Here is a 12,659-nt window from a genome sequence, read left to right as displayed (position 1 = left end):
GCCCCGGGAAGCGAGGACGACGCAGGTGACAGGCAAGACGGACGACACGACGGAGCTCACCGGCCTCGAGGCTCCGACGCTCGGCCCGACCGGCCGCCCCCTGCGCGAGTTCCCCCTCCCGGTCGAGCTGACGGGCCACGGACCGGCGCGCATCATCTCGCTCTGCAACCAGAAGGGCGGCGTCGGCAAGACGACGACCACCATCAACCTGGGCGCCACCCTCGCCGAGTACGGCCGCCGCGTGCTGGCCATCGACTTCGACCCGCAGGGTGCCCTGTCCGCGGGCCTCGGTGTCGCCACCTACGACGCGATCACCATCTACGACCTCCTGCTCGGCACGGTCAAGGACCCCTCCGAGGCGATCCGCTCGACCAGGGTCCCCGGACTCGACGTCATCCCGGCGAACATCGACCTGTCGGCCGCCGAGGTCCACCTCGTCAACGAGGTCGCTCGCGAGCAGATCCTGGCGCGCGTGCTCCGCAAGGTGAGCGCCGACTACGACGTGATCCTGATCGACTGCCAGCCCTCGCTCGGGCTGCTGACCGTGAACGCGCTGACCGCGAGCCACGGCGTGCTCATCCCGCTCGAGTGCGAGTTCTTCGCCCTGCGCGGTGTGGCGCTGCTGATCGAGACGATCGACAAGGTGCGCGATCGCCTCAACCCGGCGATCGAGCTCGACGGGATCCTGCCGACGATGTACGACTCGCGCACCCTGCACTCCCGCGAGGTGCTCGACCGCGTCGTGGACGCGTTCGGGGACAGCGTCCTCGAGACGGTGATCGGCCGCACGGTGAAGTTCCCCGACGCCAGCGTGTCGGGTGTGCCCATCACGCAGTTCGCGCCGGAGCACAAGGCCGCGGCGGCGTACCGCCAGCTCGCCAGGGAGCTGATCTCGCGTGGCGCGGTCGCCTGAGTCGGTCCTCGTCCAGGAGCCGGTGGTCGAGGCCGCCGGCGGCTTCCGTGTCGCGCTGGCGAACTTCGAAGGACCCTTCGATCTGCTGCTGAGCCTCATCGCCAAGCAGCAGGTCGACATCACCGAGATCGCGCTGAGCGCGGTGACGGACGAGTTCCTGTCGTACCTGCACGGCATCGACACGCTCGAGGGGCTCGACCGCGCGTCGGAGTTCCTGGTCGTCGCCGCGACGCTCCTGGACCTCAAGATCGCCGGGCTGCTGCCGCAGGGCGAGCTCGTCGACGCCGAGGACGCCGCGCTGCTGGAGGCCCGCGACCTGCTGTTCGCGCGACTCCTGCAGTACCGCGCGTTCAAGCAGGTGTCGAGCTGGTTCGCCGAGCGGATCGAGATCGAGACGGCGCGCCACGTGCGCGACGTCCCGCTCGAGGAGGAGTACCGGGCGCGGAAGCCCGAGCTCGTCTGGACGCTGTCGGCGGAGGACTTCGGCGCGCTGGCCGCCTTCGCCCTCGCACCCCGGGAGATCCCGACGGTCGGCCTCGATCACCTGCACGCGCCGCTGATCAGCATCAGGGAGCAGGCCGCCTACGTCGTCGCGGTGCTGAGGGAGCGGTCGACCGCCACCTTCCGCGAGCTGATCGCGACCGCCGAGGAGAAGGGCGTGATCGTCGCCCGCTTCATCGCCGTCCTCGAGCTCTACCGGCACGCCGCAGTCGCCTTCGAGCAGCCGGAGCCGCTCGGCGAGCTGACCCTGCAGTGGGTCGCTCCGTCGTGGTCCGATGCGAACCTGGCGCACCTGGGAGCCGACTATGACGGCTGAGACCCAGGAGGCGGCGCTCGGCACCGTGGCGTTCGAGATCGACCGGGCGATCGAGGCGATCCTGATGGTCGCCGACGAGCCGCAGTCGCTCGTCGCCCTCGCAACGGCGCTGTCCCGACCGATCGCGGTCGTGCGGCAGTCGATCGAGCGTCTCGTCGCCGACTTCGACGGCGTCGACGGCGGCGTCCGACGCGGCTTCGAGCTGCGCGAGGTCGGCTCGGGCTGGCGGATCTACGTCCGCCGCGAGTACGACCCCGTGGTGTCGGACTTCGTGCTGACCCAGAACCCGACGAAGCTCTCGCAGGCGGCGCTGGAGACCCTCGCCGTCATCGCCTACAAGCAGCCGATCTCGCGCGGACAGGTCGCGCAGATCCGCGCCGTCAACGTCGACTCGGTCGCCCGCACACTGCTGGGTCGCGGTCTGATCGCGGAGGTCGGCAACGACCCCGAGACCGGCGCGATCCTCTACGGCACGACGGAGCAGCTGCTCGTGCATCTCGGCCTCGCCTCGCTCGACGAGCTGCCGAAGATCTCCCCACTTCTGAGCGACGGACGGGACGGATTCGATGAGCACGCCTGACAGCGGGCCCGAGGGCGAACGACTGCAGAAGGTCCTCGCCGCGGCGGGGGTCGCCTCCCGCCGGGTCGTCGAGGAGATGATCGTCGCGAGGCGGATCCGGGTGAACGGCGAGGTGGCCGCGGAGCTCGGGCGCCGCATCGATCCGGCGACCGACTCGATCGAGGTCGACGGAGTGGCGGTGCAGCTGGACACCACGCGCCGCTACGTGATGCTGAACAAGCCGGTGGGAGTCGTGAGCTCGCTCGCCGACGAGAACGGCCGCGCCGATCTCAGCACCTACACCCAGAACTTCGAGGAGCGGCTCTTCAACGTCGGCCGGCTCGATGCCGAGACGTCGGGGCTGCTCGTGCTCACCAACGACGGGGAGCTGGCCCACGTGCTCGCGCATCCGTCGTTCGGAGTGACCAAGACGTACATCGCCAAGGTGCAGGGGCAGGTTCTACCGCAGACCATCTCGGCGCTGACCGCCGGCGTGGAGCTCGACGACGGCCCCGTCGCGGCCGACAAGGCGCGGCTGCTGGGCCGTCCGGAGGGGAAGTCGAACGCCTCCCTGGTCGAGCTCACCCTGCACTCGGGGCGGAACCGCGTGGTGCGGCGCATGATGGCGGCCGTCGGGCACCCGGTGCTCGAACTCGTCCGGCGCCAGTTCGGACCGCTGCACCTGGGCACGCTGCGTTCCGGGGATCTGCGGGATCTGACCCGCGAGGAGCTGGGCGCCCTGCTGACGATCTCGCGCCAGGGCGGCGAGAAGGTGGCCGAGAAGCCCGAGCCGACGCGGAAGGCGAGCGCGGGAGCGCGGCGGCCCCGACCGGACGAGCGCCGGGAGGACCGGCGTCCCGCCGAAGGCCGCGAGGACCGGCGGCCCGCCGAGCGCCGGGAGGACCGGCGGCCGACCGGCGAGCGGCGCGACAGCGGGGACCGGCGGCCCTCCGACGACCGACGCTCCTCCCCGAGCGCGGATCGACGTCCCGCGGCCGGTCGGCGCTCCGGCCCGGACAAGCAGCGACGACCGGATCGGTAGGCTGTCGGGGTGAACGAGCTCCTGCACCCCGCCCCGCCCGCGATGCGGACGACGGGGACGGTGCGGGTGGTCGGCTCCGGACTGCTCGGTGCGAGCATCGGCCTCGGCCTCGCCTCGCGCGGGGTCGACGTCGTGCTCGACGACGCGTCGCCGGCCAGCCTCTCGCTCGCCATCGACTACGGAGCGGGTCGTGCCGCCTCCGCCGAGGACCGCCCCGCACTGGTCGTGGTCTGCGTGCCTCCGGACGTGGTGGCGGGGGTCGTCGAGCGGGAGCTCGCCGCGCACCCCGACGCCGTCGTGACGGACGTCGCGAGCGTCAAGACCGAGCCGTTGCGAGACCTCCGCGCGCGCGGCATCGACCTCACGCGCTACATCGGCTCGCACCCGATGGCCGGCCGCGAGCGCGGTGGCCCCGTCGCCGCGCGCGGCGACCTCTTCGTCGGACGCCCGTGGGTGATCTGCCGCGACGGTGAGACGACCGCGGAGGCCCTGGCCCGCGTCGAGGCCCTCGCGCTCGATCTCGGTGCCGCGATCGTCGAGATGGGTCCGGAGGAGCACGACCTGTCGGTCGGCCTCGTCTCGCACGTGCCCCAGGTCGTCTCCTCGCTCCTCGGTGCGCGGCTGCTCGACGCGCCGAACGCGTCGCTCCGCCTCGCCGGGCAGGGGGTGCGGGATGTCACCAGGCTCGCGTCGTCGGCTCCGGAGCTCTGGGTGCAGATCCTGGCGGCCAACCGCGGGAACGTGGTCGAGGTGCTCGACGCCTTCCGGGACGACGTCGCCGCGTTCGCCGACGCCCTGCGCGACCTGGACGCTCCCGGAGCGCGACGCCTGCTGGCCGAGCACTTCGCTGCCGGCAACGCGGGGGTCGCCCGCCTGCCCGGCAAGCACGGCCAGGACCAGCGCTTCGCGACCCTCATCGTCCTGATCGACGACGTGCCCGGAACCCTGGGCCGTCTCCTCGTCGAGATCGGCAAGGCCGGCGTCAACATGGAGGACGTGCGCCTCGAGCACGCGGAGGGGCGCCGCGTGGGCCTTGCCGAGATCTCGGTGGTGCCCGAGGCGGTCGGGCCGCTGACCGAGGAACTGACCGCACGCGGCTGGAGGATCGCCGGATGAGCACGGAGCAGAGCAGGCAGGAGGGCGGCCTGAACAGGATGACGCCCGCCCGCAGAGCCCAGCAGAGCATGCCGGAGGAGGGCGGAGCCGCTCCGTCGTCGACCCGCGGTGCGCGCGCCGACGAGTCCGCCGACTTCGGCGACGCGGTCGTGGTCGCCGTCGACGGCCCCGCCGGGAGCGGCAAGTCGAGCGTCTCGCGCGAGGCGGCCCGCCGCCTCGACTTCGAGTTCCTCGACACGGGCGCGGCCTACCGGGCCCTCGCCTGGCACGCGCTCGAGGTCGGGCTCGACTTCGACGACGAGGACGCGATCGTCGACGCCCTCGACGGCTTCGACTACTCCATCGGCACCGACCCCGAGTCCTACTCCGTCTGGGTCGGCCGGACCGAGGTGACCGCGGCGATCCGGGAGCCCCGTGTCACGGGCCGGGTGTCGGCCGTGGCGAAGGTGCCGGAGGTGCGCCGACGGGTCACGCTGCTCTTCCGGCGGATCATCGGCGAGACCCGCAAGGCGGGCATCATCGTCGAGGGACGGGACATCACCACCGTGGTCGCACCGACGGCGGCGGTCCGGATCCTGCTCACGGCGAGCGAAGAGGCTAGAATGGCGAGGCGTTCGCGCGAAGTCACCACGGAATCCGCGGAAGCGACGGGTCAGGCACTGCGGTCGAGGGACCGCGCCGACTCCCAGGTGGTCGATTTCCTCAACGCCGCAGAAGGAGTCACTCTTCTCGACTCCACTCATCTCGACTTCGAGCAGACCGTCGACGCGGTCATCGCCGAGGTCAATACCTCGAGAGCAAGGGCCGATCATGGCACAGGACACGCGCGTCGGTGACGACGAGCTGAACTTCGGAGACGACGACCTCGTCGAGCGCCTCGGCGACCTCGACGAGCAGCTCGTCTCCTCGCGCGCGAACGCGCTCCGGAGCGGACTCGAGGACTACGACCTCGACGACGAGGACCTCACCCTCCTCGAGTACTCGGGCGAGGACTCGGACGAGGTCCGCTACCTGCCGGCTCTGCCTGTGGTCGCGATCGTCGGCCGGCCGAACGTCGGCAAGTCGGCGCTCGTCAACCGGATCCTGGGGCGCCGCGAGGCAGTCGTGGAGGACACCCCCGGAGTGACCCGCGACCGCGTCTCCTACCGCGCCGAGTGGATCGATCGCGCCTTCACGATCGTCGACACCGGCGGCTGGGAGCCCGACGCCCGCGGCATCGACGCCTCCGTCGCCGCGCAGGCCGAGATCGCGATCGACCTCGCCGACGCCGTGATCTTCGTGGTCGACGCGAACGTGGGAGCGACCGCGACCGACGAGCACGTCGTGAAGCTGCTCCGCAAGACGAAGAAGCCGGTGTTCCTCGCGGCCAACAAGGTCGACGACGCGCGCCAGGAGCCCAACGCCGCCACGTTGTGGTCGCTCGGCCTCGGCGAGCCGTACCCCGTCTCGGCCGTCCACGGCCGCGGCGTCGCGGACCTGCTCGACACGGTCCTGAAGACCCTGCCGCTCGAGTCCGCCGTCGCCAAGCGCGAGGTCGGCGGACCGCGCCGCGTCGCGATCCTCGGCCGGCCCAACGTCGGCAAGTCGAGCCTCCTGAACAAGGCCGCGGGGGAGGAGCGGGTCGTCGTCAACGAGCTCGCCGGCACCACCCGCGACCCGGTCGACGAGCAGGTCGAGATCGCCGGCAAGGTGTGGCGCTTCGTCGACACCGCCGGCATCCGCCGTCGCGTGCACCTGCAGCAGGGCGCCGACTTCTACGCGTCGCTGCGCACCTCGACCGCGCTCGAGAAGGCGGAGGTCGCGGTCGTCGTGATCGACGTCTCCGAGCCGATCTCGGAGCAGGACGTCCGCATCATCGACCTCGTGCTCGAATCCGGTCGCGCTCTGGTCCTCGCCTTCAACAAGTGGGACCTGCTCGACGACGAGCGCCGCCGCTACCTCGAGCGCGAGATCGAGAAGGACCTGGCGCACGTCGCCTGGGCTCCCCGCGTCAACATCTCGGCGCGCACCGGCCGCCACCTCGAGAAGCTGGTCCCCGCGCTGGAGCTGGCGCTCGAGTCGTGGGACACACGCATCCCGACCGGCAAGTTCAACGCGTTCCTCGCCGAGCTGACGGCGGCGCATCCGCACCCCCTGCGCGGAGGCAAGCAGCCCCGCGTGCTGTTCGGCACGCAGGCGTCCTCGCGGCCGCCGACATTCGTGCTGTTCACGACCGGGTTCCTCGACCCCGGCTACCGCCGCTACATCCAGCGCCGGCTGCGCGAGATCTACGGCTTCCAGGGGTCGCCGGTGAACGTGAACATGCGCGTGCGCGAGAAGCGGGCGCGCTGACCCTCGTTCCTCCTGTCTCCGGCCCGCCGGGATCCTCGGATCCGGCGGGCCGGAGGCGGTTCCGGCGTCGGGGCGGTGCAGACGTTCGTGCGGCTCAGGCGTTCGCGGTCTCGGGCGCGTCCGCCGTGAGCGGCCACCACGCCGGCAGGACCTGGGCGAAGGCGTCGAGATAGAGATCGGGGTCGCGAGGAGCGGGCAGTCGCAGCCACTCCTCCATCAGCGCGGCCGAGCCGGCCGAGATGTAGGACGCCGCGCCGCCGGGGAGGCGGCTCTCGTGCGGAACCGTCACCGCACCGCTCTCGACGGCCTCGCTGACGGATCGGCGGAATTGAGCGGCCAGCATGACGCGGATACCCGAGTCCCCTCCGACGTCGTCGAAGGCGCCGAGGTAGAGGGCGCGGTGACGCTCGAGGTGGTCGAGGATGCGGAGCGTCGCCTCGCGGTTGGACGCGCCCGCCGGATCGCCGTCGCCGAGCCTCGTCACGTACGCGACGCGGATGCGCTCGAGATCGGTCAGGAGCGCCGCCGTCAGCAGTTCGGCGGCGGACGCCGCGTGCGCGTAGAAGGTCGACCGGTTCACTCCGGCGCGGTCGGTGATGTCCGACACGGTCAGGCCCGACACGGCGCGCTCGGTGGCGAGCTCGATGATCGCCCTGTGCAGCGACTCCTGCGATCGCCTCTGCCGCGCGTCCATGCCGCCTCCCGTGCCGCCCGTCCGGCACCCGGTGGTTCCGGGGCGCAGGCGCTCAGCGATTCTACGCAGGCGCGGGCCCGGCTCGTTTTCACTTCCGGCGTCGCGACCCGCTAAGATAGTCGAGTTGCCCGGGCCACGTGCCCGGTCTGCCACGGGCTGTGGCGCAGCTTGGTAGCGCACTTGACTGGGGGTCAAGGGGTCGCAGGTTCAAATCCTGTCAGCCCGACAGCAAGCCCTGGTGAGAAGCCTCTTCCACCAGGGCTTCGTTGTTTCCGGGGGCGTTCCGCGTGCCGCCTCGGGCGGCGATCTGCCCGCGGGGCCGGCGGTACGCGCTCAGCGGCCATCCGCCGCATGAGCGGTGTCGGCCGGGAGCGGTGGCCGCCCGAGCGGGGCGGTCCGCGGCCGCTCCCGGCCGACGTGCTGCTCGCGGTCTATTCGGCGGAGACGCTGATCAGGATCTTGCCGGTGGTGCCGGCCTCGACGGCGTCGTGCGCGGCGGCGGTCTCCTCGAGGGGGAACCAGGTGAGGGGGAGGCCTGCGTCCTCGCCGACGGGGAGTGCTCCGTCGACGAGCGCCGCGGTGATGTCCTCGGCGGCGGCTCGGAGGGGCTCCGCGCCGACGGTGTAGAGGAGCAGGCCCTGCCAGCGGGCGTTCTTGGCGAAGCTCGGGACGATCGGGATCGTGAACTCGTCGCCGTTGTTGTTCGCGTAGTAGCCGATGCTGCCGTGGTTGGCGAGAACGTCGACGTCGAGAGCGGCGTTCTGCGCCGGAGCGACCTCGACGATCTGCTGCACGCCGTCGGGAGCGATCTCGCGGATGCGGTCGGCGAGCGCGTCGTCGGGGTACTGCAGGACGTGGTGGGCGCCGGCCGCGGTCGCGAGAGCGGCCTTGGCGTCGCTGCTGACGGTGGCGATGACGGTCGCTCCGGCCCATGCGGCGAGCTGGATCGCGGCGTGGCCGACGGCACCCGCTCCACCCTGGACGAGGACGGTGCGGCCGGAGAGCGCGCCGGGGGAGAGCCGTGCGGGGCCCTCCTCGTGCACGGTCAGGGCGCGGTGCGCGGTCATCGCCGGGACGCCGAGGCTCGCGGCGACGTCGAAGCCGATGCCCTCGGGGAGGCGCACGACGCGGTCGGCGGGGAGCACCGCGTACTCCTGCGCGCTGCCCGTGGGCCGCTGGTGCGCGGCAAGGAAGAACCAGACGCGGTCGCCCTCGGCGAGGTCGGCGACACCGGCACCGACGGCGTCCACCACTCCGGCGCCGTCCTGGTTCGGGACCACCTCGTCGAACGCGAGGTCGCCCTCGGCCCGCGCCTTCCAGTCGGTCGGGTTGACTCCCGAGGTGACGACGCGGACGCGCACCTCACCGTCGCCGGGAGCGGCGGGCTCGCGGTCGACGAGGGACAGGACGGACGAGGGGCCGGTGGAGGTGTAGACGATCGCTCTCATACGGGGTGCAAGACCGAGCGGGCGGCGGGCATTCCCGCGCGGCTCCGGGAGTGCGCGCAGGCGCCCGGCCGGACTACCCTTCCGCCATGAGCAGGATCTTCCGCACGGCGGTCGCCGACGTCCATCCGCACTACGTGGCGAAGGTGGAGAAGAAGGGGCGGACCGTCGAGGAGCTCCACGAGGTCATCCGGTGGCTGACCGGCTTCGACGAAGCCGAGCTGCAGAGGCACCTCGCCGAGCGGACGACGTTCGAGGACTTCTTCGCGGCGTCGGACCTGAACCCGAACGCCGTGCTGATCACCGGCGTGATCTGCGGGATCCGCGTCGAGGACGTCGAGGACCCGCTCATGCAGCGCATCCGGTACCTCGACAAGCTCGTCGACGAGCTCGCCCGGGGGAAGGCGATGGAGAAGGTGCTGCGGCCGACGCCGACCGCGGTGTCCTGACTCCCGGCTCCGTGCGCGCCTACTTCCCGATCTTCGCGTGGCGACGGGAGTAGGCGAAGTAGATCGCGAAGCCGATGGCCAGCCAGATCAGGAACCGCAGCCAGGTCTCGATCGAGAGGTTGAGCATCAGGTAGGTGCAGATCAGCGCCGACAGTCCGGGGAGCCACGGGTTGAGCGGGACTCGGAAGCCGCGCTTGAGGTCGGGGCGCGTGCGCCGCAGGACGATGACGCCGACCGAGACGAGCACGAACGCCGACAGCGTGCCGATGTTGACCATCTCCTCCAGGACGCCGATCGGGGTCAGCCCCGCGAGCAGCGCGACGACGACGGTCACGGCGAGGGAGGTGACCCACGGGGTCCGCAGGCGCGGGTGCACGGTGGCGAGGCGCTGGGGGAGCAGGCCGTCGCGAGACATCGCGAAGATGATGCGCGTCGCTCCGATCAGCAGCGTGAGCACGACCGTGGTGAGGCCCGCGACGGCGCCGGCCGAGATGACCGTCGCCATCCAGGTCTGGCCGTGGTACGCGAAGGCGTTGGCCAGGGCCGCGGAGGGGTCGAGCTCGCGGTAGGGGACCATGCCGGTGACGACGAGGGCGACCGCGCAGTAGAGGACGGTGCAGATCGCGAGCGAGGCGATGATGCCGATGGGCATGTCGCGCTGCGGGTTCCGCGTCTCCTCGGCCGTCGTCGCGACGACGTCGAAGCCGATGTAGGCGAAGAAGACGAGGGAGGCGCCGGCGATGATGCCGCCGATGCCGAAGGTGGCGGGCTCGATGCCCGAGAGGAACTGGAGGAGCGGCTGGGTGAGACCGGAGGCCGACTCCGTGGGCGCCGACGGCGGGACGAAGGGCGAGTAGTTCGCCGAGTCGATGAACTGGATCCCGGCGATGATGACGAACAGGACGATGAAGAGCTTGACCGCGACGAGCACGAGGTTCACGCGGAGGGACTCCTTGATCCCGAAGGTCATGAGGCCGCCGAGCACGAGCACCAGCAGGATCGCGGGCAGGTCGACGACTCCGCCGTAGGAGATCGCGGGGGGCAGCACGACGCCGAGCTGGCCGAGCAGCGAGCCCAGGTAGGCACTCCAGCCCTGGGCGACGACGCTCGCGCCGAGGAAGAGCTCGAGGATGAGGTCCCAGCCGATGATCCAGGCGAACAGCTCGCCGAGGGAGGCGTAGGAGAAGGTGTAGGCGGAGCCCGAGACGGGGACCGTGGAGGCGAACTCGGCGTAGCACATGGCCGCGAGGGCGCACGCGAAGGCGGCGACCACGAAGCTCAGGACGATGGCGGGTCCGGCGATGTCGTGCGCGGCGCGTCCGGTGAGAGTGAAGATGCCGGCCCCGATCACGACGCCGACGCCGAAGACCGTGAGGTCGAGGGCGGACAGCGACTTCTTGAGGCGGAACTCTGGCTCGTCGGTGTCGGCGATCGACTGCTCGACGGACTTGGTGCGGAGGAGGCTCACGGTGATTCTCTCTGGTGGGACGACAGGCGCGGAGGCCACCCTGGAGACTAGTCGGAGTCGGGCGCGGGCGGTGCCCGTCGGCGACGGACGGCCAGCACGACCGCGGCGACGACGGCGGCGACGAGCAGCCAGGGGAGCAGGAACCCGATGCCGATCAGAACGGCGTTCGCGGCCGCGACGAGACCGTTCCAGCCGCTGAGGAGCCCGTCGAGGAAGCCGGCGGGGTCGGCCGGCGCGGCGGTGTCCTCCGGGAGCACCGTGATGCTCAGGGAGGCGAGCGACACGCGGCTCTCGAGTGCGGTGAGCTGCTGCCGGGTCGACTCGAGCTCGGCCTGGCGCTGCGTGAGTGCGGACTCGGCCGCCAGCAGATCGGCGAGATCGCCGGCCTGCGCCACGAGCTCCGTGAGGCGATCGACCGAGGCCTGCGTCGCGGCGGCGCGCGCCCGGAGGTCGACGGCCTGCAGAGTGACGTCCTGCCTCTCGACGGTCGACTCGGTGACGGTGCCGAGCTCGGTCAGGGACGCCCGCGCGTCGGAGAGTCGATCGGCGGGGACGCGGAGGGTGACGGAGCCGGCGCCCGACGGGAGCGGTGCGGGGAAGGAGGGCTCGATCCGGTCGTCGCCGGAATCGTCCGCCGTCGTGGATCCGCCGGTGTCGGACGTGCTCGAGCTCTCGACGTAGCCGCCGAGTTCCACGGCGCTCGCGGAGAGGGCCGCGATCGCGTCGGCGACGGACGGGACGCGGACGGTCGCGGCGGCGGTCGACGCGATCTCGCGAGTGCTCGACGCAGGGGAGCCCACAGCGGGGAGGGCGCCGGCGATGCCCGCTCCCTCCGGCGCGGACCCCTCAGACGACTCCGCGCCGGCACCGGCGGCGGAGCCTGCGCCGGCGTCGGCGGCGGAGTCGGGTGCGATCGCAGCGGAGTCCGAGGAGCCGACCGACAGGCCGTTCACGCTCACGAGGGGACCGACCACGACGGCGAGCACGAGGAGGCCTGCGGCGGCACCTCCGATCGAGAGCGCCCTCCGACGGTGCGCCGACCGCGCGGCGCGCGCAGCGGCGAGCGAGCGGAAGACGCGCGCCTCGATCGCGGAGACGCGGTGCTCGTCGAGAGGCGGGAGGAGATCGGGAGTCTCGGTCACGGCTGTTCTGCTCCTCGGAAGTCGTCGACCACCAGGCGCAGGCGCCGGCGGACGCGGGACAGGCGGTTGCGGACGGTGGCGTGCGAGACGCCGAGCTCGCGCGCGGCCTCCTCGTAGCCCCGTCCCTCGGTCGCACACAGGCGGAACACGGCCCGATCGAGCTCGGAGAGCCCCTCGGTCGCCCGGAGGACGGCCTCGGCCAGGGCGGCGGTGACCACCTGCTGCTCGAGGTCGTGGGGGGAGGCGGGCTCCTCCTCCGTCGGCGCGGTGCGGTCGCGCTCGCGTCGCAGCGCGCGCACCCGGTTCGCCGCCTGGAAGCGGCAGATCGTGACGAGCCAGGGGAGGAGGGAGTCGCCGATCAGGTCGAGGCCGTCGAGTTTGCTCCAGGCCACGACGAAGGTCTCCTGCGTGACCTCCTCCGCCTCGGCGGGATCGTGGAGGACCCCGTGCGCGAGCCAGTAGACGGGGCGGACGTAGGCGCGGTAGAGCGTGCGGAAGGCCGCCTCGCTGCCCGCGGCGGCCCGCCGGACCAGCTCGGCGTCGGTGGTCGTCTCGGTGATCATCGGGCCTCCTCCGCCTGCTCTCACTGTGACAGTGTCGGCAGGAGCGGGATCGTCTCGATCGTGCGTCGGATCCGTTGACCCGCCAGTGATGCGCCAGGGGACTACGTGTCCTTCAACTTT

General features: G+C 71.8%; 12 protein-coding genes, 1 tRNA gene and 1 pseudogene. 9 read left to right on the top strand and 5 right to left on the bottom strand.

Translation table 11 applies throughout. The features are described from left to right. The first annotated feature begins 25 nt into the window (after positions 1–25). The 7 genes and pseudogenes from C1I63_RS15815 (at position 26) to der (ending at position 6,778) form a co-directional block, all read left to right on the top strand. Positions 26–913 (top strand): ParA family protein, encoded by an 888-nt coding sequence (locus C1I63_RS15815; RefSeq protein ID WP_056867358.1) that lies wholly within the window; start codon positions 26–28, stop codon positions 911–913. Further along, complete coding sequence (locus C1I63_RS15810) at positions 897–1,730, top strand: segregation and condensation protein A (protein WP_107575384.1); 834 nt, start codon at positions 897–899, stop codon at positions 1,728–1,730. Before C1I63_RS15815 ends, C1I63_RS15810 begins: the two co-directional genes overlap by 17 nt. After that, on the top strand, positions 1,720–2,310 hold the full coding sequence (gene scpB, locus C1I63_RS15805; RefSeq protein WP_107575383.1) for an SMC-Scp complex subunit ScpB: 591 nt from the start codon (positions 1,720–1,722) through the stop codon (positions 2,308–2,310). Before C1I63_RS15810 ends, scpB begins: the two co-directional genes overlap by 11 nt. After that, a pseudogene (locus C1I63_RS15800) lies at positions 2,297–3,076 on the top strand (pseudouridine synthase); the annotation flags it as partial. The gene scpB and the pseudogene C1I63_RS15800, both read left to right, overlap by 14 nt. Positions 3,077–3,373: 297 nt before the next feature. Further along, positions 3,374–4,447, top strand: coding sequence for a prephenate dehydrogenase (locus tag C1I63_RS15795; protein WP_107575908.1), 1,074 nt, complete (start codon positions 3,374–3,376; stop codon positions 4,445–4,447). After that, positions 4,444–5,283 carry a (d)CMP kinase gene (gene cmk, locus C1I63_RS15790; protein ID WP_244907108.1) on the top strand — a complete coding sequence of 280 codons (840 nt, stop codon included), beginning with the start codon at positions 4,444–4,446 and terminating at the stop codon, positions 5,281–5,283. Before C1I63_RS15795 ends, cmk begins: the two co-directional genes overlap by 4 nt. Beyond that, a complete protein-coding gene (gene der, locus C1I63_RS15785) occupies positions 5,258–6,778 on the top strand; it encodes a ribosome biogenesis GTPase Der (protein ID WP_056867355.1) in 1,521 nt (506 codons plus the stop codon). The genes cmk and der overlap by 26 nt, the downstream gene beginning before the upstream one ends. A 94-nt stretch (positions 6,779–6,872) precedes the next feature. On the opposite strand, the gene C1I63_RS15780 is transcribed toward der, so the two are convergent. Beyond that, positions 6,873–7,472: a TetR/AcrR family transcriptional regulator gene (locus C1I63_RS15780; protein ID WP_107575381.1), complete on the bottom strand. Its 600-nt coding sequence runs from the start codon at positions 7,470–7,472 to the stop codon at positions 6,873–6,875. A gap of 152 nt (positions 7,473–7,624) precedes the next feature. Between C1I63_RS15780 and C1I63_RS15775 the strand changes: the two genes are divergently transcribed. Further along, positions 7,625–7,698: transfer RNA gene (locus C1I63_RS15775), tRNA-Pro, on the top strand. 205 nt (positions 7,699–7,903) lie between these two features. On the opposite strand, the gene C1I63_RS15770 is transcribed toward C1I63_RS15775, so the two are convergent. Beyond that, positions 7,904–8,920 (bottom strand): NADPH:quinone reductase, encoded by a 1,017-nt coding sequence (locus C1I63_RS15770; RefSeq protein WP_107575380.1) that lies wholly within the window; start codon positions 8,918–8,920, stop codon positions 7,904–7,906. Between the two features lie 86 nt (positions 8,921–9,006). Here C1I63_RS15770 and C1I63_RS15765 point away from each other — a divergent pair, with 86 nt between their 5' ends. Beyond that, a complete protein-coding gene (locus tag C1I63_RS15765) occupies positions 9,007–9,366 on the top strand; it encodes a DUF2200 domain-containing protein (protein WP_055794764.1) in 360 nt (119 codons plus the stop codon). A 19-nt stretch (positions 9,367–9,385) separates the two neighbouring features. On the opposite strand, the gene C1I63_RS15760 is transcribed toward C1I63_RS15765, so the two are convergent. The 3 genes from C1I63_RS15760 to C1I63_RS15750 are packed head-to-tail and all read right to left on the bottom strand — an operon-like array spanning position 9,386 to position 12,539. Then, the gene (locus C1I63_RS15760; RefSeq protein ID WP_055794766.1) at positions 9,386–10,834 is read right to left on the bottom strand and encodes an amino acid permease; all 1,449 of its coding nucleotides are present in this window, start codon (positions 10,832–10,834) and stop codon (positions 9,386–9,388) included. 47 nt (positions 10,835–10,881) lie between these two features. Then, positions 10,882–11,976: a DUF4349 domain-containing protein gene (locus C1I63_RS15755; RefSeq protein WP_107575379.1), complete on the bottom strand. Its 1,095-nt coding sequence runs from the start codon at positions 11,974–11,976 to the stop codon at positions 10,882–10,884. Continuing rightward, on the bottom strand, positions 11,973–12,539 hold the full coding sequence (locus C1I63_RS15750) for an RNA polymerase sigma factor (protein WP_107575378.1): 567 nt from the start codon (positions 12,537–12,539) through the stop codon (positions 11,973–11,975). The genes C1I63_RS15755 and C1I63_RS15750 overlap by 4 nt, the downstream gene beginning before the upstream one ends. Positions 12,540–12,659 lie beyond the last annotated feature (120 nt).

The organism is Rathayibacter caricis DSM 15933, from assembly GCF_003044275.1.
Lineage (GTDB): Bacteria > Actinomycetota > Actinomycetes > Actinomycetales > Microbacteriaceae > Rathayibacter > Rathayibacter caricis.
This window is presented reverse-complemented; position numbering and strand designations above follow the sequence as displayed.

Bases quoted from the DNA above. Each gene is read 5' to 3' on its own strand.
- scpB (WP_107575383.1), top strand. From the start codon at position 1,720: ATGACGGCTGAGACCCAGGAGGCGGCGCTCGGCACCGTGGCGTTCGAG.
- C1I63_RS15795 (WP_107575908.1), top strand. From the start codon at position 3,374: ATGCGGACGACGGGGACGGTGCGGGTGGTCGGCTCCGGACTGCTCGGT.
- cmk (WP_244907108.1), top strand. From the start codon at position 4,444: ATGAGCACGGAGCAGAGCAGGCAGGAGGGCGGCCTGAACAGGATGACG.
- der (WP_056867355.1), top strand. From the start codon at position 5,258: ATGGCACAGGACACGCGCGTCGGTGACGACGAGCTGAACTTCGGAGAC.
- C1I63_RS15780 (WP_107575381.1), bottom strand. From the start codon at position 7,472: ATGGACGCGCGGCAGAGGCGATCGCAGGAGTCGCTGCACAGGGCGATC.
- C1I63_RS15770 (WP_107575380.1), bottom strand. From the start codon at position 8,920: ATGAGAGCGATCGTCTACACCTCCACCGGCCCCTCGTCCGTCCTGTCC.
- C1I63_RS15765 (WP_055794764.1), top strand. From the start codon at position 9,007: ATGAGCAGGATCTTCCGCACGGCGGTCGCCGACGTCCATCCGCACTAC.
- C1I63_RS15750 (WP_107575378.1), bottom strand. From the start codon at position 12,539: ATGATCACCGAGACGACCACCGACGCCGAGCTGGTCCGGCGGGCCGCC.